At 44.8% G+C, this 22,033-nt stretch carries 15 protein-coding genes and 2 pseudogenes; 3 read left to right on the forward strand and 14 right to left on the reverse strand.

Features of this window, described 5'->3' with window-relative positions; translation table 11 throughout:
* Positions 1-7 precede the first annotated feature (7 nt).
* Positions 8-1,390 (reverse strand): annotated as a pseudogene (ltrA, locus tag LG003_RS23515) (group II intron reverse transcriptase/maturase).
* Positions 1,391-1,969: 579 nt separating this feature from the next.
* Between ltrA and LG003_RS15230 the strand changes: the two are divergent.
* Positions 1,970-2,425: pseudogene (locus LG003_RS15230) on the forward strand (IS66 family transposase); the annotation flags it as partial.
* Between the two features lie 273 nt (positions 2,426-2,698).
* Here LG003_RS15230 and LG003_RS15235 read toward each other — a convergent pair.
* The 6 genes from LG003_RS15235 to LG003_RS15260 all read right to left on the reverse strand — a co-directional run bounded on the left by LG003_RS15235 (position 2,699) and on the right by LG003_RS15260 (position 7,324).
* Positions 2,699-3,637, reverse strand: a complete 939-nt coding sequence (locus LG003_RS15235; RefSeq protein WP_112878384.1) for a helix-turn-helix domain-containing protein — start codon at positions 3,635-3,637, stop codon at positions 2,699-2,701.
* 193 nt (positions 3,638-3,830) lie between these two features.
* Complete coding sequence (locus LG003_RS15240; protein WP_262981106.1) at positions 3,831-4,253, reverse strand: DUF4143 domain-containing protein; 423 nt, start codon at positions 4,251-4,253, stop codon at positions 3,831-3,833.
* Positions 4,253-4,996, reverse strand: a complete 744-nt coding sequence (locus LG003_RS15245; protein WP_262981098.1) for an ATP-binding protein — start codon at positions 4,994-4,996, stop codon at positions 4,253-4,255. The genes LG003_RS15240 and LG003_RS15245 overlap by 1 nt, the downstream gene beginning before the upstream one ends.
* Positions 4,997-5,591: 595 nt before the next feature.
* Complete coding sequence (locus LG003_RS15250) at positions 5,592-6,065, reverse strand: hypothetical protein (RefSeq protein WP_112878386.1); 474 nt, start codon at positions 6,063-6,065, stop codon at positions 5,592-5,594.
* The gene (locus tag LG003_RS15255) at positions 6,065-6,562 is read right to left on the reverse strand and encodes a hypothetical protein (RefSeq protein ID WP_112878387.1); all 498 of its coding nucleotides are present in this window, start codon (positions 6,560-6,562) and stop codon (positions 6,065-6,067) included. The genes LG003_RS15250 and LG003_RS15255 overlap by 1 nt, the downstream gene beginning before the upstream one ends.
* A gap of 600 nt (positions 6,563-7,162) precedes the next feature.
* Positions 7,163-7,324, reverse strand: coding sequence for a hypothetical protein (locus tag LG003_RS15260; protein ID WP_262981099.1), 162 nt, complete (start codon positions 7,322-7,324; stop codon positions 7,163-7,165).
* Here LG003_RS15260 and LG003_RS15265 point away from each other — a divergent pair.
* Positions 7,323-8,198, forward strand: coding sequence for an alpha/beta fold hydrolase (locus LG003_RS15265; RefSeq protein WP_112878388.1), 876 nt, complete (start codon positions 7,323-7,325; stop codon positions 8,196-8,198). The two genes, LG003_RS15260 and LG003_RS15265, sit on opposite strands and share 2 nt — an antisense overlap.
* A 255-nt stretch (positions 8,199-8,453) precedes the next feature.
* Here the strand turns inward: LG003_RS15265 and cynS are convergent, their stop codons facing one another.
* A complete protein-coding gene (gene cynS, locus LG003_RS15270) occupies positions 8,454-8,924 on the reverse strand; it encodes a cyanase (protein ID WP_112878389.1) in 471 nt (156 codons plus the stop codon).
* 27 nt (positions 8,925-8,951) lie between these two features.
* Positions 8,952-9,611, reverse strand: coding sequence for a carbonic anhydrase (locus tag LG003_RS15275; RefSeq protein ID WP_262981100.1), 660 nt, complete (start codon positions 9,609-9,611; stop codon positions 8,952-8,954).
* A gap of 418 nt (positions 9,612-10,029) precedes the next feature.
* On the opposite strand from LG003_RS15275, the gene cynR reads away from it, so the two are divergent.
* Complete coding sequence (gene cynR / locus LG003_RS15280) at positions 10,030-10,932, forward strand: transcriptional regulator CynR (RefSeq protein ID WP_262981101.1); 903 nt, start codon at positions 10,030-10,032, stop codon at positions 10,930-10,932.
* A 47-nt stretch (positions 10,933-10,979) separates the two neighbouring features.
* On the opposite strand, the gene LG003_RS15285 is transcribed toward cynR, so the two are convergent.
* The 5 genes from LG003_RS15285 to pulA form a co-directional block, all read right to left on the reverse strand.
* Positions 10,980-12,176, reverse strand: coding sequence for a Wadjet anti-phage system protein JetD domain-containing protein (locus LG003_RS15285; protein WP_262981102.1), 1,197 nt, complete (start codon positions 12,174-12,176; stop codon positions 10,980-10,982).
* Positions 12,173-15,568 carry an ATP-binding protein gene (locus LG003_RS15290; protein WP_262981103.1) on the reverse strand — a complete coding sequence of 1,132 codons (3,396 nt, stop codon included), beginning with the start codon at positions 15,566-15,568 and terminating at the stop codon, positions 12,173-12,175. Before LG003_RS15290 ends, LG003_RS15285 begins: the two co-directional genes overlap by 4 nt.
* Positions 15,561-16,478: a DUF4194 domain-containing protein gene (locus LG003_RS15295; RefSeq protein WP_262981104.1), complete on the reverse strand. Its 918-nt coding sequence runs from the start codon at positions 16,476-16,478 to the stop codon at positions 15,561-15,563. The genes LG003_RS15290 and LG003_RS15295 overlap by 8 nt, the downstream gene beginning before the upstream one ends.
* A 41-nt stretch (positions 16,479-16,519) precedes the next feature.
* Entirely contained in the window at positions 16,520-17,980 is a 1,461-nt protein-coding gene (locus tag LG003_RS15300; protein WP_112878395.1) for a DUF3375 domain-containing protein, read from the reverse strand.
* A gap of 408 nt (positions 17,981-18,388) precedes the next feature.
* Positions 18,389-21,661: a pullulanase-type alpha-1,6-glucosidase gene (pulA, locus tag LG003_RS15305; RefSeq protein ID WP_262981105.1), complete on the reverse strand. Its 3,273-nt coding sequence runs from the start codon at positions 21,659-21,661 to the stop codon at positions 18,389-18,391.
* Between the last annotated feature and the right edge of the window lie 372 nt (positions 21,662-22,033).

The raw sequence follows: 22,033 nt of genomic DNA on the forward strand, positions 1-22,033 counted from the left end.
CCGGCTCCTACCTCGGGTGTTTGGCGTAAAAGCGCTGCAAAGGATAAGGATGTACAATTCGGGGGGACGGTATCAATTTTAGTCACCAACTGACTGTAACGCGACCACGTCATTTTGTGCCGCTGGCTTCGCCGTCTCAGTGACTTCAGCCACATCCGCTTCACTTCTTCCACAAATTGACACAAGGCTCTGCTGTTGAAGGGGACGCCATAGTAATTGATGTGCCCTTCTACCACTCGTTTCAGCCACCGTCCCGTTTCTTCCGGGCGGTTGTGCCGCCGTTGCCGCAGCCCCTGCTTTATTCGCTTCAGTTGTGTTTGACGTCGTTTTCGTTGAGTTTTGCGCATCACCGCATCCTTGCCCGTGTGTAGTCGTCCTATATAATGCGTAAATCCCAGAAAATCAAACGTCCCCGGCTTGCCCCTCTCTGGTCGCTCCTCATATTGCTTTAACGCAAAGCGGCCAAATCGTACCAACCGGGTTTTCGCTGCGTGTACCTTCAGCCCAAACTGCATCAGACGTCGTTGTAGCAGGAATTGGCACGCCTGAGCATCCTGATGATTCTGGAAGCCCAGAACCGCATCACCACCACCTCTCCTTGCACCTACTTTCTCCATGCGTTGAGCCAGAGATCAAAGCTGTAGTGCAGATAAATATTCGCCAGCAGTGGCGATATGACAGCACCTTGCGGCGTGCCACAATGCGACTTCTGTCGGTGACCGTGTTCATCAACTATCCCCACCGTGACCCACTGCCTGATTAATCGCAACATCCGACCGTCCCTTATCCTGTGCTGAATAAACCGGATGAGCCAGTCATGCTCCACGGTATCGAAGAAACGACTGATGTCCAGATCCAGCACCCAATTGACTTTCCTCTCCATAATTGCCACATTCAGCGCGTCCAGAGCATCGTGCTGCCCTCTGCCCGGTCTGAACCCATACGAGAAGCCGAGAAAATCGGTCTCGTAGATTTGATTTAAGACCGTGACAGCCGCTTGCTGCACGATTTTGTCCTCCAGACACAGTATACTCAATGGCCTTTCTGTCCCGTCTTCTTTCAGGATCATCACCTGCCTTGCCGGCTGGGGTCTGTATTGCCCCCGATGAAGTCTGCCGTGGAGCGCATGGAGGTTATTTTGCAGATTTTCTGCCTAGTTTTCCCATGTGATACCATCGCAGCCCGGTGCCGACTGGCGTTTAAGTTGCTGAAAAACCTGATATAACAGTTCTTCACTGATGTGATGAAAAAGGTGAGTAAACTGTTGTTTCCTATCCTTCTTTGCTGCTTTTCGCACAGCCAGCAAGCGTAACGTCGTATTTCCCCGGCTCTGTGTCCGGATACGGGCGCACTGTTGGCTGTTCCCCTTGGTCGGGAGCCTTCCCTCCATCAATTCCGCCACATTGTTTTCTGTTTTGTTCACTGATTTCTCGGTACTATACTCCCGTCCGACTTCCTGATCTCAATAGAGCCTCTGCTTTGACACTTAGACCTTATCGTCCCAACTGCTCAAGATGGGAAACCGTTCAGGATCTCCCAGGTTCCGCGCGACGAACTTCCTCACATGCACAGGGCCTCCGACCCCGGGAGGTATAGTCAAGTTTCGCCAATACACCCTGACCATTGTAAGTTTCTGCTTCCCTTAACTGCATCACCACCTCCGATTTACCGATTTCGTGGCTCAATACCTGGCCTGAGTGCCTTCGCTAATACTTCACGACAGTAGTTACCCACAGTCGCGCATAGCTAAAGGACCGGGCGAGTGGCTAGCTCTTACCCGGAAGGGACTTCACCCTCTGTTCTATCGCCAGCTTGCCTGGCGTACTAAGGCTCCGGTGAACTCACCTTGTCTTTCCCTTCCAGCCGCTGCACGCTACCGCTTCCTTATCTTCACCTGGAGACTGACACCATGAGCCGTAGCCGATATACCCCGGAGCAAAAACAACACCCTGTGACCCAATGGCGGCACAGTGGCCGTTATGCGCAGAGCATGCCGAAAGACTGGTCAGGCGGCACATTAGTGACGGATGATTATGCGGGTTACAATGCGCTGCATGCCCGGCCGTGGCTGAATGAGTTTCGAGCCTGGTTGCAGACGACTCAGGCCCAAACGGCCCCCAACTCCGGGTTACGCAAAGCGATAGATTATCCCCTGAAGCGCTGGTCGGCCCTTGTGTGTTATCTGGATGATGGCCGGGTGCCGATAGACAACAACCGGGTAGAGAATGCCCGCCGGGGCGTGACGGTCGGCCGAAAGAACTGGCTTTTTGCGGGCTTGCTGCCTGCGAGGCAACGGGCCGCCATGATAATGATCCTGCTGGAAAGCGCCAAAGCCAGCGGATATGAGCCCTGGTTCTGGTTACGTGATGTCCTTACCCGGTTACCGGCCTGGCCGAACAATCGGTTGAATGAGCTGCTCCCCTAGCCGGAGAATCCCTTCAGTTAACATCCCATTTTGTTGTTATCTGACAACGCAAGGTGAGTTCACCGGAGCCTTACGATAAAGAAGGCAATCCTGTCAGTCAAAATCCGTGATAATCTTACCAATCAGGGAGAAATACAGGCTAGCAAGCATCTTGATATCACAGGGGGTTATTGGGTGATCTGCTTGGATGAAAATACCCATCACTCGTTATACATCTGGCAGAACACCCTGATTTTAGGGGGCTGCCAGATGAGCGGGTGTTTAATAGCAGAATCATCCTATATGAAAAGCAGATGGATCTAGTTGAAATTCTTTGTCAATTTCCAGCTTTTTCAATATCGCGGGAAGAACCTGGTGAATCGTACGCATGCCAACCAGAAGTTCGTTCATATAAATATCTGGATGAATACGTGAAGAATTGAACCCCAAACTTTCTGCTTCGGCTTCAAGACCGAGATTGTCACCAGAATCATAAATTAACGCGAGCAGTTCTGCCCTAAGAGGAACGCCGGACCGAAACGCTTTATCCTTAACAATATTGAGCCATTCTTCGTAATCTTTCATAACATTATATTTGAATTCTTTGTACCTAGGAGCCAGTTTTGTATCAACCTCAATTTTACAGGCCGCTAGATCAACCAAGCAGGACTCAATGTTTCCTGCCTCTGTTTCAAATAAATCTAACTCTTCATCATAGATAAAGTCAGAAATGTAAGCAGCGTAGAAGCCATAAACATTATTAAGTGCATTGAAGATTTTGTAGATGATATTAGCGTAATTATCCTTTTCTACTGCATCCCAGAATTCTTCATCTTCATCAACGTCCAGCTCTTCAGGGAATGACTTCGGCGACCTTATCCCCATACTTGTAAGTACACTGGAAACACTTGAACATAAGAGATCCATCTCGTCCTGCAAGGGGTCAGTAATATACCCAGTCTCTGCATTCTCGTGAGCCATGTCAGCAAGACGGTATATGAGTTTTTGCCATTTAACAGCTTCTTCATAAGAACCCGCCCAGAGAATAAATTCAGGGTCCAGTTCACCTATCATTGCTACATCCCGGAGTTTCTTTTCCATATCCAGCGACATATGTTCACCTTTTTTCCATTTAGTGATCTGAGTGGGAGATACCCCAAGTCGACTGGCCAATTCTTTTTGGGTGCAGGATAAAGTACGCAGGGCTAGTTCTACCAAAGCTTCACTTATCATTGTGAGGTTCCTTTCTTTTTACTAAATATATCTAACAATGTAGTAAAAACAGTCTTGCTTATTTTTTAGTATATTTCAATCATTTTTTACTAAAAAATTGCAATTTATTAATTTTTCAGTATTTATCTGCATGGAGGCTGGTTTCAAGTGAAGTTTGGGCTGAATTAAGACGTCCTTTAGAACGTGGTAGATATCAATGCCCCCAAAGCGCATTCATTGGTACTGCAAATGTGTTCGGTACGTGGCTAATTGGCAGACAATTGTTACCTGTGTAAAGTAAGATGCCTCCCTGCCAATCTCTGTCAGCCAGTGAAGCTAATCTTGCCAACCCCATACCGTCTTTCGGCTGTATGCTGGCCGCTTTTTTAACTTCAACCCCCCAGATTCTTCGACCATCTTCAATAACCAGATCAACTTCAACCTGATCTTTATCACGATAGTGGGAGAAGTGCAGTTCATGTTCTCCCCAACCTGATTGGCAGATCAATTGTTGCACCACAAAGCTTTCGAGTACTGCACCAAAGTCATTACTAAGGTTATGCCAATCGTCGACTCTCATATTGTTTAAAGCACAAGCTAAACCGGAGTCTACTACATGAACTTTAGGAGCTTTTATTAAACGCTTGGCTTGGTTTTATGCCAAGCCGGTAAGCGTCTCACTAAGAACAAGCGCTCTAGAATGGTGATGTATTTATCAACAGTTTCTCGCTGAAGACCTACATCTTTCGCTAATCCACTGATGTTCAAAAGGCTACCAGTACGCAATGCGAGGATCTTAATGAGTCTCAGTAATTCGTCTTCATCTCGAATCGCTGCAACGTCTTTCACATCACGTTGAATAATGGCGTTGAGGTACTGCTTATACCACTGACGAGCTCGCGCCTCACTGCGCATATTCGGCTCTGGATAACCTCCTTGTACTACAGCTTCTGCTACGCCTTCAATGAGGATTTGTTCCCCTTTGATTGAAGGAGAAATTTTGTTAGTGATCAGCTGTTCGAGTAGCGATGTTGGACTATGCTGCTTTTCTTGTTCAGAAAGTGGCTGCAAAAAGATTACTTCGACGCGACCTGCTAGTGATTCCTGTACTCCAGGCAGCAACAGCAAATTAGCTGAACCAGTTAGTATGAACCGCCCCGGTCGACGATGAATGTCTATAGTTGCTTTTAAGGCAGGCAAGATCTCTGGCACACGCTGTACTTCATCCAGTGTGACACGTTCTGGCAAGCTTTGTACAAATCCAGTGGGATCGGCTTTAGCTGTGTTAAGCAGAGTGCTGTCATCAAAAGTTAGGTAAGCACGCCCAGGCTCTAGAGATTTCGCCAACGTTGTTTTGCCGACTTGGCGAGGACCAAGCAAGCACACCACTGGTGTATCAGCCAATGCTGCCTTGAGCTGTGGTGCTATTATCTTGGGTGTAGTGCGTTACTCAAGGTTGTTCTTTTATGTTCAATGTGGAGAATGAAGCTTAAATTGCTCCGTCTATTTGTTGGCTATGGCTATCGTCTAAATGCTGGTTTTCATAGCGTCTATTTGCTGGTTTCCTTTTCGTCTATTTGTCGATTTATGACGTTCTTACACATCAGTCAAAATTTTTCCTTTGGGCTTAAAGGCACGACTGTAACGAAAAGCCAGAGTAATTGGAGGAATAAATCTAACAATATCCGACAGTAGAGGAGTCGACGCCAGTGAACTCTGTATCCAGCACACAGAGAGGATAAGGAGCACCAGTGGACTTAAAAAGCTTACTGTAAAGCTATATCGTGAAAAAGCCCCAATCTTGCATTCGCAAAACTAGGGCCTAATATCTTTCGCTTTATGACGGGGGGACTGAGCACCATGATAAGATGGGAGAAGAACCGTCGACTAGCTACGCTTTGGAAGCGAATTCACAAGTAATAAATTGTCAACATAATAATAGCGGTTTAACCACCAAGAATTTATTTGGACCTTATCACCTAAACTGCTTCCCCATTTTTATCGAAAAAGCATTCATGATTGAAATAACAGTTGCACATAAACTGGGCAGCAATTGCGTAATAAAACCAAGAATAGTTCCGTGATTCACCGAAGAATGATGATTAGCCATGCCTCCCATAGCAATTTGCATAAAAGCGGAGTTTGTCAGGTAAGCATAAACCAAGCCGCAAATCCCTGTAACCAACAGAAAGCTTATAAGCATGGCAACCACCGCCCCTACCCTCTGAGGTAATCTTCCCCTGATTGAATTGATGGTGAGCGCGGTCAGGCAACCCGGAGCAAAACCCCATCCCAAGAGATACCAAATAATCATTAACCCCTTTAGCGGGACGCTATGTGCCATTTCCAAAATATCAGCGCGCCATAATATAAGATTCAGGCATGCAGCCAACACAGCCAGAAATATGGAAATAGCGAAACTGTTAGGCAAAGTTAATTTCTTATTCACTAAAAGACCTTGAGACGAGCAAGAAATCTCGCACCAGTTACTGAGTTAAGAAGAAAACTACCCAAAATGCCAGCAATAAGTGCGGCAGTATATCCTTTAATCAGGAATAGCAACGGCATTTCTATTGAACCCCAATAATTCAGCCCCACGTTGTGGTCCAAGCCCCAACAAAGTGTTTGGCAAACACTGAATAACAGAGCGCTACTCACGGCGGTCATGATATAAGCGCCGGTACTTCCTGGCGTGAAACGTGCTGATACCAAGTAAGTCAGTCCCCCAACGGCGGCCCCCATGCCAATACCACATAAACCAAGCGCCCATACGAGACGCCATACCAGAGGGCCATTGTCGGGAAATAAAATAAAACTCATTAAAAGAAATCCAGCCTCTGCGATAAAGCCCAGAGAAATAAATAGCTTAATCGTGCGTATAGCACGTTTCTCACCTTCTGCCACCACATATTGCGGATCGGGTTCATTCACGATTTGAGTAGACATTTTTCATCTCCTGGATAGGTGCGTTAAATATCCGATGATGCCATTCAATTTCATCTTTCCGAAGCAGACTACACACGCTGATAGATTGTATAAACCGAGTCGAACGTTGTAATAGAATGCTATCAGAGCGAAAAAAATACTTTATAAAATATTTCGAAAAATAATTTTTTGTGTATTACTGATAACTCTTAATTATATAAATAATCAATAATATCCAAGCAATAGATTAATCAAATTATTTAATAATGCAATCACATAAAACAAGTGATGTAATCACTATGGTATGAGGATGAAATCCTGTCAATGTGAAATAAGAAATTAATAAGACAATCCAGCATATGATCTTTTTAATATTTTGATATTCCCCATTCAGCCTGACAAAAAACTTTCATTTTAATTAATAGATTGCAACTTATTTCCCCTGCCTGCAATATCGCAAAAATACAATAAACAAGACCTAATATTGGAATTTGTAATAATATGAATATTCAAGCGCAATACTATTTTAATTTTATAATTTGACAATAACTCTATACTTAGTTATTAATTTAATTAAGCAACTAACAAGATCATTGTTTAATTATCTATACCCTATGGATTTCAAGATGCATCGCGACGGCAAGGGAGCGAATCCTCGGGAGCATAGATAACTATGTGACCGGGGTGAGTGAGTGCAGCCAACAAAGAGGCAACTTGAAAGATGACGGGTATATATTTGGCTTCTATATAACTCATACCTATCAGGAGAGATTTAATTACCATGAATAAGTCCCAACAAAAATTTAATATCAACGAAAATGTCATAAACGTAGATGGAAAAGATGTAAAATTTTTCACATCCCAACCTCTCGATCCAATTAAGAATAGCGCCAAGAGAAATCCTATCGTCTTGGTACATGGCACTGGCGGCAGCACAGAGATACATTTCGGTTATCTCTTTCAACTACTTGCCTCGGAAAATCGAGTTATATCCCTGGATTTTTCTCAACCAGTAAAAGCAAACGAAACGCTTACCCTTGAACATCTTGAAAAACAGGTCGAAGCCGTTATTGAAACAGCGGCGTCGGGGGAGTCTGTCACACTGATAGGTTACTCGTTGGGTGCTGTCGTTACTGCTTCTGTTGCCGCTAAGCGTCCGGACCTGGTTCGTAATTTGGTTCTGATCGCAGGATGGGTGAAAACAGATTCACAGTTAGCACGATTTTTATCTGTCTGGCGTCAGTTATATGAGATCCAATCACCCTCTATTGCAGACTTTATGATATTTTGCGCTTTCAGTTCTCCCAATCATGTCAATATGCTTCCAGATCAGCTTGCAATCGGATTTGAAAATGCTGTGCCGGGGGAATTTGAAGCGTTACAAATGGATCTTAATGGCCGGGTTGATATCTCCCAACTTGTTCCTACGATAAAAGCCACAACGCTAATTATCGGCTGTACACACGATCAAATGATACCTATCCGTCACAGCAAAGATCTGTTTGGTGCCATTCAGGACGCACGCTATACAGAGATAGAGTGTGGACATGCGGTCATTTATGAGCGTCCTTCGCAGTTGATGCAGGTTATTGATCAGTTCTGCGCGGACCCGTCGTTTTATCCTGCCGGGACCATAATCCCTTCAGACCTGCCATAATCCCTTTAATCCTCTGGAGAACTATGATGAATAAAAGTACACCAAATACAGATATATCACAGGCCACAGATGTAGCAATTATTATCAACGGACCAAATGCGACACTTACCCATAACTCAATTAGTTATATACTTGAATCTCAAATACATTTTATAAAAAACCCGAAATGGCTAATTAATAAACTTTAATTTGAAACAGCAAGAGATTTGTCTCTCAAATTCAAACCTCTTGCTGATGCCAACAATTGCAATTGCTTTAGAACGGTTTAGTCGGCAAATATTTCCCATCTAGCGTAATGACAGCACGCGAACCGCCATTAGGATCATCGACCTTTTTGATATCAAGTTTGAAGTCAATCGCACTGATAATGCCATCACCAAACTTCTCGTGGACAAGCGCCTTAAGGGTTGAACCATAAACCTGCAACATTTCATAGAATCGGTAAATAGTCGGATCAGTCGGTATACCCTCGGGAATACTGCCACGTACAGGGATGGTTTGCAGCAGAAGGAGTGCATCCTCGCCAAGTTCAAGCCGGTCAACCACAATCCTCGCAGCATCGGCTGGCAATGGGTGCTGGCCGAGCAATGCTGCGGTGACGAATGCGAGACTCAGACCAGTTCCTTGTGCGATATCTTCAAACGTCAAATTCTTGCGTATCTTAGCGTCGATGATAGCATCAGTAAGGACCAGCCTGGGAGTTTGGGAGTATTGAGATTGTGTCATAATGATTCCTTTGGATTAATAAGCTATTTAAATGCCGTGGTGAAACACGGATTGTGTTGCAGAAACATGTGGATAGTCCGCAAGCGAAACAAATTGGCCGACCAAGCCGTCTAGAGCATCGATCGAACCAGCCTCTATATCGTAAACCCAGCCGTGTAGATTCAAGTGTCCCTGTTCCAGCCCAAGCGCCACGGACGGGTGGGTCTTGATATTAGCAATTTGAGCGATTACGTTTTCACGCACCATCGAGTCAAGTCGAGCAATCTCACTAACATGCTCACGTGCCTGATTAATCGCTTTCGCAGAATCCGCATAACGTAACCAGCTGGTAATCGCGGGAAGATGATCCATACATTTACAGGTCGCAATTGTGGTCATAGCACCACAATCTGAATGTCCGCAGATCACAATGTCAGTGACCCCAAGCACAGCGATCGCATACTCAACGGTAGCGGAAACACCGCCAGATTCTGCACCGTACGACGGAATGATGTTACCAGCATTGCGTATTACGAACAGATCACCTGGCTCACTCTGAGTCAGAAGCTCTGGAACCACACGGCTGTCGGAGCACGCAATAAACAAAGTACGCGGATTTTGGCTGGCGGCAAGCCGCTTGAAACGCTCGCAACACTTTGGAAATACCTCGTGCTGGAATTGTAAAAAACCTTCAATAATATCCTGCATGTCTTCACTCCATCGTGATCGATAAAAAAGCGAATGGATAAAGAATGAACGAATTTATCTATAGCGTCAAAGATCGGATTACTATCATCGCTATAGTATTTTCCAATAGTTTATTGTCGTTCTGCGGCAACGTATTTGTTTTTTGTTATTTACATCTTATAAACGACAAATGATGACGCCATAGTGTTTACATGATGTAACCAAGTTTCGTGATCAGCTCAAGATAAGCTACGGGGTAATACCACCAACGCTAACACTAAAGGTACAACACGGCGTTGACATGTTCAGGAAGCCCTTATAGTCTTCACCCCATCGTGGCCGATAAGACAGCCAACAGGTGAAAAATGAGCGAATATTTCTATAGTCTCAAAGATCAGGATGTCATTACTTCCATATTATTTTCAAATAGTTAATTGATATGCTGCTACGACACATTCGTTATCTGCTGGCAGTTGCCAAACATCAGAACTTCACACGCGCCGCAGAGGAACTTCATATCTCACAACCAACCCTATCGCAACAAATCAGGCAACTTGAAGAGTCACTGCACGTGCAACTGTTCGATCGCTCTGGAAGGACTGTACGACTGACTGACGCTGGCGAGGTATACACAAGTTACGCCCGTCGTGCGTTGCAGGATCTGGATGCCGGACAGCGTGCGATTCATGATGTGCAGGATTTAAGCCGCGGATTGCTCAGGCTAGCAATGACACCCACCTTCACTACTTATTTCATCGGCCCTTGGGTAGAACGTTTCAACGCGCTTTATCCAGGAATTACGTTGAATATTAAGGAAATGACACAAGATCAGATAGAAGTCTCTTTAGCAGAGAACCAGCTCGATCTCGGCATCGCGTTCTCAGAAGTGCGCTCCCCCGACATTGATAGCGAACCATTGTTCATCGAAACACTCAGCCTGATCGTTGGTCAATCGCATCGACTCATTGGTCAACAAACATCATTAACGGCGAAAATGTTGGAACATGAAGGGTTAGCGCTACTAAGTAAAGACTTTGCAACGCGGAACCATATTGATTTGTACTTCCAGAAACAGGGGATCACGCCACACATTGCAATTGAGGCCAACTCCGTCAGTGCAATCGTAGAAATTATCCGTCGGGGACGACTCGCAACTTTGTTGCCTGATGTCATAGCCCACGAACAGACAAGGCTCTATTCCATTGCCATTCAACCTACGTTACCGCAACGCAATGCGGTACTGTTGTGGCGCCGTGGCGCATATCGAAGCGCTGCGAGCCAGGCGTTTGCCAATCTGATCACGCACCGTTTCGATGTATACCAAGAAAGTGACGATTTCTGATAATGATAAATAGAAAACACATCGTGTCTGGCGGCTTCCCTTCTGTGTTAGGGCAACCAATTCATAAGCTTGTTTCTAATGTAATCAGATGAAAGGCGCTCCTGCTCTAAACGTGAAGATTGGAACCGGCCAGAAATGAGATCATTAAACAACTGTGCTTCATCCTCATTTAGCGATGAAGGATTGGATTCAACTGGATTTGATTCAGGAACCATTCTCTCTTCATGGGCTTTAACAGTTTCAACGTCCATCATCAGAGGCTCAATATCCACAAACTTGTTTCTGGCGTCACTGAGAATAGACAAACCCCAAGTATCAATATCTCCCCAATATCCTACACGTTTATCTTTCAACCAGACTGCATCCATCCAGGCAATGTTTTTCCCTCCTCCTATCACCGCGATCGTGTCAAACATTTCGGGTAATGCCAGACCAGACTGTAGGTTTTCTACTACTAATATATTCGATGCCGGAAGTTCGTACTGTCTAAGTAATTCGCCGGGTATTTGTAGTATCGGTATTCCACCAAGTGCAGCCATCACAGCACGGCAAAGCGGCCTGATAGTTAACCAACCTTTAGGATTTATTGAACACCCCAACCAAGCAATAAGACCACCTGATGCCGAAACAGCTCCCTTGTGAATGATATCGGCCAACTCTTCGATCAGGATTTGGTGATTCTCAAGAAACTTAGTATCAATCCCAATGAGTGGCAGTGCTCTTAGATATTGCCCTTCCCCTAAGCCTTGCTTTAATTGTGGCAGCAACTTTGCTAATAATTCCGCATCTCTCAACGAGAGTTTTTCCACAATATCTATGCACTTAACCAATGCAGGATAGAGATCTTTATTAACCCACAAAAATGGCTTCATATTTCTTTCCCATACCTTACTTCGGGAAAGGGCATCACTCCCTAAAAATTGAATCAGACATTGCATCGATTCAATGACAACAAAAGTTGGAATGCGTTGCTCAGATAGCTCCCTGAAATTCTTAGAAGACCACTCCACGACATCTTGATGGGGAAATGATTTCCACTCATCAATAAACCGTTGGAAATGAACTATATCTAATATGGCAGAATTCCCTTTGGGTGGCTTCAAGCCAACGCGAATAGGGAATGCCTTGATGCCCAGTAACCGGGCTTTTAGTGAGGGAAGGCTATCCCACTCACGCTGCCTAATGATGCTCTTAACTTGTGCTGGCAATAACCCCCAACTCACCTCATACTGCCCTCTTTTCATGTCAGTTTCTCAAACTCAATACCCAGATCAGCAGCCTCATCAGGCAACTTTTTCTCCTTCTCTTCGCCCATTCTCCGGTCAATCTCTTCCCAAGTCACTTCACATAAATGGCTGTCATGGTTTTCCTGATCTCTTTCCGCAATGAGCAGTGAACGAGCAGATTCCCTTGCCAGATTTAAGTTCTTATAAGGCGTAATCAAATTAACGTGAATGTGGAGCTCTCTAAATACTCGGAGCACCCGCCGACTTACCGTTTCAGCCGTATTTGAGAATGCCTCATCCAAGAAAACAGTACAGTAAACCGGACGATCATAGCCATCTGGCGTCAAAACATAGGCCAAACTTGCCGCGACAATAGTCGCCGCAAATGACTCTTTCTCGCCACCTGACTTTCCACTGGATGACTCCAATACATCACGAATCTCACCGGTATTACTATCCAACTCTTCGGCATAAAATGACATCTGATAACGAGGATCAAGCAACCTTAAACTTTCTAATGTATTTGAGGAACCTGGCGCACTTGCTTTCCCAAGTATTTCAACTACTTTAGCCAATTGACGGAACCGTGCTTCATGGTCATCACTGGTTACCTGACTCAGCACCTTACGCAAATGCTGTTCAAACTCATTAACATGTGGGAATTTCTCTCTCTTTGAACCCAGCTTTAAATGTGTCCCTGATCGAAACTCTGTACGCTTAAGGACCCGGTTAATGATATCAATCCGTTCGAGGACATCTTCCCGTTCAGATTCAAGCTTAGTTTTAATCCGCGCCAGTGACTGCGTTGCATGCTTATTCAACCGCTCAATAAACTGCTCCACAAGGTTGGGAAGCCCTTCCTCTTCCAGTTGTCGCAAATGATTAAGATAATCAGGTAAGCCATCAATATTACTTTGCCAGTCAACCGTGAAGACTTGCCATTTATCGTTAGACCTGAATGAGACCATAATGCTAATGGCTAATCTTTCCGCTTTGTCTTTACTGTTTCGGCTAATATCTAACAGACGTTCTAAATCGTCTTCAACTCTCAATACCAATTCAGACATCCGGCCTAAATCGTTTGTATTAAGTACGCCAACCCGAATCGCAAGTAATTGCCGGGCTGAATCAGGTAATCCTTTCGACGCTTTTTCCTGCGCTTTGCTCCATTCCTCTTTTGCATTTTTCAGCGTATTTTTAACGCCACCAGAATCAGAGTTGAGCTGATTTAATACCGATTGAATTTGAGCTAGCTGCCCTTTAGCCGACTCCCAACGCTCTCTGGCCTTATCAAGATCACCCCCTGACTGTTCCAACACCTTGAGGTCAGCCTGCAAATCAGAAAGCTTTTCGTGCCAGTAAGGAGCATTAATATCATCCCAGCGGTAACCTTGGATCTTCTCCCAAAGAATTTTACGATCAGAAACAGAATTCAAATCTTGACGGGCTTGACTCACCTTTTTCTCGGTTTCTGCCAGTTGCAGAGTTAACTCTTTTTTATCGTTATTAAGAATGGCTAAACGTGACTTGTTCGAAAAACCCAGACACCAGCGCCTTCTGTCGTCTATCCGGTGCTGATCTTTTTTCTCAAAGCGCCCCTTATCCATGTGCATCAACCCCTGCTGTGTCATCGAAAACGGGGTTTGATCCAATTCTTCCGTACTTGAAACACATTGCAGGTCAAATCGCTGCAAATGGTGCTTGAGCCACTCTCGATAAGGGTGATTACGCCATACCAGTTTCCTTAGATAACCATCAGACTTAAACACCACCGATTGATCTTGAGTTGTAGAATCATTCACAACTTGAACACGGACATGTAAACCGGTATGTCGGGTATTCAACCAACGAGTCACCATCGAATAACAATGATGTGGCACAGCAAGTGTGGTTCGTAACCCGCCTAACGCCCTCTCTATCGCGCCCTGCCAGCTCTTTTCACGATCTTCGACATCGATAAGCTCACCGATAAATACACACTGGTCCTTACTTAATTCTAAAGAATTAACCAGTTCATCTCGCAGTTGCTGATATTTCACATCAATATTGGAATCGGGTCTTGCCTCGATCTCACGAATTTCCTGAGAGATATCATGGATATTGGCTTGTAGCTCACTGAATTTAGCACTGATGGTGGCAAACCTGTCCTGATACTCTCCTTCTTCTTGCTGAATACTGGCAAGCCGGGTTGATGCTACGGATTGATTTTTAAGAAACACCGCCTCCTCTAATACAGAAGGAAGAGCCAGCTCGTTAGCATGAGTTTGATATTGCGATGAATTTCTAACCACCCGACTCAATTGAGCTTGGGTATGATCAACCTCTTTTCTCAGCGACTCTATTTTATCCCCACCAAATTGAAGATATTCCTCGTGCCTTCGCTCAACCAACTTATTCGCATCCACTTTCTGCTCTTCAGCTTGGCTAATTTTGAGGAGTAGCGCTTCCAGTTCAGCCTCAATATCGGCAATTTTTTCACTCCACAATTGTGCGAAAATCTCCCCAAAGTAGACCGGGAGACTATTTTTCTCAGCTATCAGCTCCGCAAATTCTTTCGTTGTTTTTTCGATAATTGCGTTGAGTTCAGGTAACCTGGATAAGTGCACTTTTTGTGCTCTTGCATCCACTAATTGACTATGAATTGCCACCAGATCAGCAAACTCTTCCACGACCTTTTTAGCATCATCCTTGACCGTACTCGGTTCCAGTACCAATTCACGAATCAACCCGGTTAAATCATCAATTTTTTTCAGACCTAACGCCCGCGACAAAAGTGCAGGCGCATTCTTATTGTCCATATACAGGAGCTTTCGGTACAACTCTTGATAATCAGAAAAATTATCATCACAGCACGTAATCGTCGGGTCATCACGAAGCCATTGCTTGAATGCCCGAGCATTACCGTTCCCAAAAGCATTCAGCATTTCCTTAAGAGTCAGGTCTCTTTTGGCAACAACATAAACTCGTGTCACATCCGCGAGCACATTCGTCGATTTAGTAATCCAGAAAAGCGCCGCAAGCGTGATTTTTGACCCATCATCACCCTGATATAAAGCTCTAAGCCCAGTCACTACGCCAGACTCACGCTTACTTCTGACTCTCGTCCCCGCTCCGTCATGGGCAGATCCAAAACTTCCCCGCATATAGGAAAGTAAAGTCCGGTCAGAACGATCACCCTGTGCCGCAGCTACATTGAAAGTTGCCTTTCCGGCAGGAAGCAGCAAAGCCATAAGGCCATCAATAAATGTCGATTTTCCGGCGCCATTATCTCCAGTGACTAGCGTTCCCATAGGATCTATCAACGCGGTATGCAAACCATTAAATGACCCCCAGTTATAAACTGAGAGTTCAGCTAATCTGATTTGACCAACATGAAATAATGAATTAGCCGAAAGAGTTTGATCAGTCATTTTCATCTCCTGTCTCTTCCCCTTCATTTTGATAATCAACAGCGTCGCTGCCATTTTTATTTAGCTCAATACCCTTTTCTCCCGCCATTTTCAGGTATTCATTGAGCATACTTTCGAGAAATTCAGCGCTGACTACATAGCGGATCACCGGCGTAATCTCGAAGCGATCCTCGCTTCCTCGGACCGAACTCAATATTTTTTTCGTCACCATTTTCTCAAGAGCACCCTTGAGTTTTCTCCGGTCAGATTTAGTACTGTTTGTCAGCGGTAAAAACGGTGTCAGATGGGATTCTATACGTTCTATATCAATGATAACCCTTTGCTCTCCCGATGTTTCCCGGTCCTGGTAATGTTTACGCAGCACCAACAGCAACAATGTATCGTATAAAGAGAGCGTTCTTCGGCTAATCAGAGAGACAACCTCTTCATCATCTATACCCAATAATTCAGTATCTTCCTCATTCTGAAAGCCAGCTATAAAGGCAACACCTGCTTTTTCATCTAAGATTAACTTCAAATAGACTTCTGACAGATGTTTGCGCACAGCACATTGGTATCGACAAAGTAATTCAAACAATTTAGCTTTCTGCGAAGACAAAATAACGCCCTGACGCAGCAAGCTAACTAGCACCCGGCGCGCATCCAGCGGCATATCACTGTTTGAGTTTTCAACGTGCTTACTGACTAATACATCATCAACTTCACCGGATGGGCTTTGGTTGACAACCGAAAAAGCAACATCAGATTCAACGCCAGCTGTATCTGTAAGCGGATCATACTCTGATTGAGTATGGTGTTTTATCAACTGATCGAAGGACCCTGTTTTCTGTTCTTCCTGAGGATCGGAATGAGACTTCCCAGAGGTAGCGAGGGCGCCATTATCTTTATTCAACTTTTTACCTACATGCATTACAGCCCTCACTATATATATACAACCATTTTCTATTCACTCTAAAGAACCAATTCATCCAAACTATCTGGAAACAGGTCAGCACTCAGCAAGAAAGTGGGTATAGACGCCCGCAAGCGAACTCCCCGTTTGTCACTGATTTCAATTGATTCCTTTTCTTCCAATAATGCAGCCCCGACAGATTTGGCCACCCGCAAATAGGCAACTAACTCCTCCAACCCTGAATTAATCGGCTGATAATTTGCAATAGACGCAATTGTCATTGGACCAAACTCTTTTAACGTTGCTAACGCCCTCTCAGCAATTAATCGAATTTGAACAACATCAAGGCAATCCAGCATTTGCATACTCGGTTCCCGAGAGTTGAGCTGTTCTTCAGCACCTGAAGTATCCAGCTTTTCATCAGGTGATTTAAGCAGCATGCTTTCAGGAGAGCTAATACTTGCCGCGCCAACGGGCAGTGACAGAGTTGTTGCCGTTTGTAAGTCATAACCTGAGTTCTTTAATTCAATGGCGAGTCGTTCCAATTGACCAAGCAATCTATCAACCGCACGATTTTCTTGAGCAGTACCACTCTCTATGTAAGCACGCAAACTCTCTTCCGTTCTTCTCCTAATTTGAAAAACTCTGTCACTCTCGCGGCTTAGTTCTCTCATGAGCTGACTTAAGAATTGCCGCTGTTGGGCACTTAAGTGTTCTGCGACCGGACGGCTTAAAATACTGCGAAGCTGATCTCGTAGCTCCATAGTTCTATTTTGATCACATAACAAATCAAAAAAGCTTTCAAACGCACTACCGGCGTCAGTTTTAGCCAGTAATGCCTCTTTTTCTAAAACAGCAAGCAGGATATCTCCTCTAGTGGAGTCCCCCTCAATAATTTGAATACGAATTTCCTGATCCAACCGACGAATTTCATCTTCAACACGGCGAAAATCACCCGTTAAAACAGAAGCCAGTTGGTAAATTTCACGAATTCTTTCCCGCTGTTCAGCTCCGGTTAATTCGGTCACAACGCCGGCCCTTAGAGCATCAATCTCTCTTTGGATCTCAGATTTTCTATCTTCCAAAAGTGCGACACGCTCATCGGCATTTGGGCTAATCGCTACTGCAAAGTCCCTGACCGCTTCCTGCACAATTCGAAGATGAGACGCAGTGGTTCCTGAATTGCGTTCATCAAGCCCCTGGCTAAAACGGAGTGCAATTTCACTGGCATCCGTTTTAGTTAATGTGTCATCCATCTCACGCAACCAGCCTTCCCGAATCCATTTATTGAGATAAGTACCTGCTCCCGTTTCAGTTTCCCAAATGCCAAGTTCACGACAGCGTACCAACTCTGCATCAAGTGACACACGGGCACGACCAAAAGGGACTTCACTATCCTCGGAAAATAACTCCCCCAAAAATGCCAAAATTACAGGAGCATTATCAGCTCTCAACAGTTTCCAGGCAGCACTTTCCTGAAATAGACGGCGGTACTTTGCCTGTAACCCTTGGAAATTCAACTTGCCTCCCTCTGTGTGGTGATGAATAAAGAGCGATTAGATGAGCATTAGCCCACAGCCATCCTTTCCAAAAAGCCACCACCAAGAATTTTGTATAATTTACAATCGATACAATCAAATAAAACCATATCATCATATTTTTTTATTATGTCAACACAAATTACTGACTTTTAAACTATTCAGCGTTGCGACCAATGGGAGAATTAAACTTATTAAAGTCACCTATTTTTGAAGAATAGCGACAACATGATGGTGAAAAACAAAAACTGCTAGCGCAGACAGATAATAAGGAGATAAACAATGTCTCAATTATCATCAACAAGAAAAGCGGTGGCAGTACCTTTTCAAGGTAAAAATGAGCGGTCTGGACAAACCGCCCCGATACAAACAATGGAAAACGCCTACGCGTTACTTTCTACGAACAGGCAAACCAGTACCGCGCTTCCCATCTTGCGGCAAAACCAGCACCGCTACTGACCAAGCCGGTAGCGTGACCGCGCCATCTTTCGCAATTCTGGTACCCGCCGCCAGAGATGTATGGCCCAGTTCCCTTTGAATATTATTCAACTTCAACCCTCTGACGTTAAGATCTCTTACTGTGGCAGGATGTGGAGCCGCATTAATCATCACCACCAAACCGTCAAATCGCGAATCACGGTCATCACCAGTAGTATTACCATCATCTATGGTCATCACCAGCAACCCAAGCTGCTGATGCGGCCCAACGTTACGGAAATCAACACGTTGTTTAACCGATGCACCATCACCAAGAGTCATCAGTGGTGAATATTGACGCAAGCGCAACAATTCCTGATAAAAAGCCGCCATCTGTAATAATTCAGTCCGGCCCGGTTTATCTACCACATTTTTCACTTTTTCAATCAATGCATAATTTTCGCCATCAACACGCTGATCCGGCATACCAACATCATAGTTGTTATCTTGGTAAGTGTAGCTAACACGGTTAAACCAATCACCGGAATTATAGGAATCGCGGGTAAAAGATTTTGAACGTAGTAACTCCGATCCGTGTTGAGCAAAGGCCAATCCTTGTCCAAGGAATGTCGTGGCGAGGGATATTGCCTGCATACGAACTCGTGTTGCCAGATTCGCCTCACGTGAAGCTTTGTAGCTGATTATGTCCCACAGCGTTTGGTTATCGTGCTTAGAGACATAATTAATCACCTCAATGGGATCAGCGGCATAACCGGCTATAGCGCCTTTGTAGTTAATTTCCCTACCCGTTTTTACCGTCCCATCTTTATCGATTATCACAAAATCAGCCAAATTACCCGCCATGCCAAGACGTACCAGATCCGCCAGATGACGCACCTCATTAGCATCTAACCAAGCCATTTCGTTCAGTAACGTTCCCGCGCCATTGCCCACTCCCTGGTTAATACGAATAGTGTCAGCGGAATCAAACGGCCCACCACCTTGTACCGCGTCGCGTAATCGATCAGAGAAAGTACCAATTCCAGTGCCTTTAAGATTAATCTGTGAAGCCATCTCGAAACGGTCGTCCTGCCCGGAATTCCAACCTTCACCGAAGAAGTAGACCGATGGGTTAATCGCGCGTACTTTTGCCAGCGCCGATAACATCTGTGCCTTGGGATGAAAACCCATTAAGTCAAAGCGGAATGCGTCGATCTTATAGTCCTTAACCCAGGTAACCAATGAGTCTTCAATGAGCTTAGCGAACATGCGGTGCTCTGGCGCCGTATCGTGACAACAAGTGTTAGATTCAACATTGCCCGTGATCTCATCCAAACGATGATAATACCAAGGCACTACCTTATCCAATACCGAGGATCGGTGCGTCGGTCCGGCTGCGTTGGTATGGTTATACGCCACGTCCATGATCACATTCATTCCCAGTTGTTGCTTGATGGCCTGAATCATGGCGCGAAACTCTTTTATACGTATCGAACCTTCCGCATCTGTAGCATAAGAACCTTCCGGTACCGAGTAATGAAACGGATCGTAGCCCCAGTTGTAGGAGTCGGTTTCTGCAATCATTGCATTCAGCTCTTGTACCTGCGGGTTATTGGCACTATCACCGCTCTTCAACTCCTGCAACACTTCACCCACGGTCTGTAAACCATTGCAATAATCAGCAAAACGGCTGCTTCTCACCTTTGAATTAACCTGGCACAAACGACTAAATGGGTGATTAAGATCGGCCACTTCGTTGCTAAATTCATTAATGGAAGCCACATCAAATACTGGCAACAACTCTATATGAGTGACTCCAGCCTGACTCAGTGCTTTAAGATGTTTGAACATATCGCTGTCATTAGCAGTCAGAGCCAGATATTTACCTCGCCAGGCTTCCGGTACCGTGTTATCTGCAACGGAGAGATCACGAACATGAGCTTCATATATGGTCATACGCGCAATGTCCGCCGGTGTATTTTGCGAACGCGGCATGATCAGGCTATTCCAATTTTGTGGTTTTAGCGCCTCATCATCCAAATTGATGACTTGACTGTACTCCGAATTGGTGGACAAACTGTGAGAATAGGGATCAGTAACTTCGTAGTGCTCCACATTACGGGAATATGGATGGTATACCGTTAAAGCATAGCGGTAGTAAGCACCAACCAGCTCTTTATCACCTTGCCATAACCAGGAACCACTAGCAGGATCACGGTTCATTGCATGATTGGCAATGACCTGTTTATTTGCATCATAGATAACCAATCCAACATGCTGAGCAGTAGGCGCCCACAAGCGAAAGGTAACACCGGTATCGCTAACCAGCGCACCATATTCCAGCATGTCAGCATCGTTAGCGAAGCGATCATCCAACACACCAGCCGTTTGTACTTGAGTAGCCGACAATAGCAAGCCAGCTTCATTGGTCGCCAACGCCACCAGATCACCGGTAAGCAGTGTATCAACATCCGTGTTCTCTGGCAGGCGGAACGCTGTTAATTTCTTCAAGTGCGGGAATCGCTCAGCCGTCTTCTGGCTCAGAGTCGTCGGCGTTAACGTCAGATAGTTATCGATGAAGTTTCCTTCATCGTTAGCTTCCACCTTACCATTTCGGTTGTAATATAAGCGGACATAAGGCTTATCCGCTCCACCCGACCATAACAGAGTCTGGTCATCGACCCAATGTGCCGAAGCCTGAGAAACACCAAACACGGAATTAAAGGCTGCCGCGCGGCTGCCATAGATTTGATAATTGCCGGGTATCACAGAGACGGTACGGTTACTGAAATCGGAGAAGGAAATTTTCAGGTCACTGTCAATCAATTTAGTGTTGTTACCATCACGCACGATAAAATTGATACAACCCTCGTCCTTGGTTAACGGTATTACCCAGTAAGGCCCATAGCTATCGCTGCCGGTGGGAATTGCACTGGTGTCGTTCCAGCTTGATGAAGGGGAAGCCAAGGCATCACAATTTTTATCGTTCCATAAGTAAAGGGTATTGGTACTGTAGTCATGGTTTGTGGTTGGACTTTGACTTAACTTAGCAATATCCACCAAGTGGATCACTGCCTGAAAATTGCCGGCAACAGCAGCTTCACTGGGTACTTTATTAGGGATATGCGCCATCGGTTCCTCCGGGGGTTCGGGTAAAGAACTATTGTTATCACAGCTTGCCAGTAGTAAAACGAATGTACTGCTTAATAGGGCCAGGTAAGCCCTTTTCCAGAAGGGAGCTACCATAATCAGACCTTTTTAATAGAAATAAATCGTCGCCGATATTATTGTTAATAAAATAGGAATGAAATATTAAATAATGTCTCAGATGAGTCAGCATCCTCCTAGTTTTGATACTAAGAGGGAGGAGGAGTTAGGAGGAGAGACTTTTTCGTGATATTGCGCACGATAATAATGTAATAATCTTTTATTACATAAGCTCAGTGTGAGTTTATTTGTATTATTCCATTAGGTACAGATTAAAATGACGTCAAATATAGTCATTGTCATTTTCATATATTTTCACAAACTTTATTGTTTCTGCAAAAAAGTATTTTTCGGGATGCAGGATTATTAATTCATTCCTTACCTCCTAATCCTGCGTTTTTTCTTGCATTA

The organism is Photorhabdus kleinii, from assembly GCF_025384885.1.
GTDB lineage: Bacteria > Pseudomonadota > Gammaproteobacteria > Enterobacterales > Enterobacteriaceae > Photorhabdus > Photorhabdus kayaii.

Bases quoted from the DNA above. Each gene is read 5' to 3' on its own strand.
- LG003_RS15255 (WP_112878387.1), bottom strand. From the start codon at position 6,562: ATGTCTACTCAAATCGTGAATGAACCCGATCCGCAATATGTGGTGGCA.
- LG003_RS15235 (WP_112878384.1), bottom strand. From the start codon at position 3,637: ATGATAAGTGAAGCTTTGGTAGAACTAGCCCTGCGTACTTTATCCTGC.
- cynS (WP_112878389.1), bottom strand. From the start codon at position 8,924: ATGACACAATCTCAATACTCCCAAACTCCCAGGCTGGTCCTTACTGAT.
- pulA (WP_262981105.1), bottom strand. From the start codon at position 21,661: ATGGTAGCTCCCTTCTGGAAAAGGGCTTACCTGGCCCTATTAAGCAGT.
- LG003_RS15265 (WP_112878388.1), top strand. From the start codon at position 7,323: ATGAATAAGTCCCAACAAAAATTTAATATCAACGAAAATGTCATAAAC.
- LG003_RS15260 (WP_262981099.1), bottom strand. From the start codon at position 7,324: ATGGTAATTAAATCTCTCCTGATAGGTATGAGTTATATAGAAGCCAAA.
- LG003_RS15290 (WP_262981103.1), bottom strand. From the start codon at position 15,568: ATGACTGATCAAACTCTTTCGGCTAATTCATTATTTCATGTTGGTCAA.
- LG003_RS15295 (WP_262981104.1), bottom strand. From the start codon at position 16,478: ATGCATGTAGGTAAAAAGTTGAATAAAGATAATGGCGCCCTCGCTACC.
- cynR (WP_262981101.1), top strand. From the start codon at position 10,030: ATGCTGCTACGACACATTCGTTATCTGCTGGCAGTTGCCAAACATCAG.
- LG003_RS15275 (WP_262981100.1), bottom strand. From the start codon at position 9,611: ATGCAGGATATTATTGAAGGTTTTTTACAATTCCAGCACGAGGTATTT.
- LG003_RS15285 (WP_262981102.1), bottom strand. From the start codon at position 12,176: ATGAAAAGAGGGCAGTATGAGGTGAGTTGGGGGTTATTGCCAGCACAA.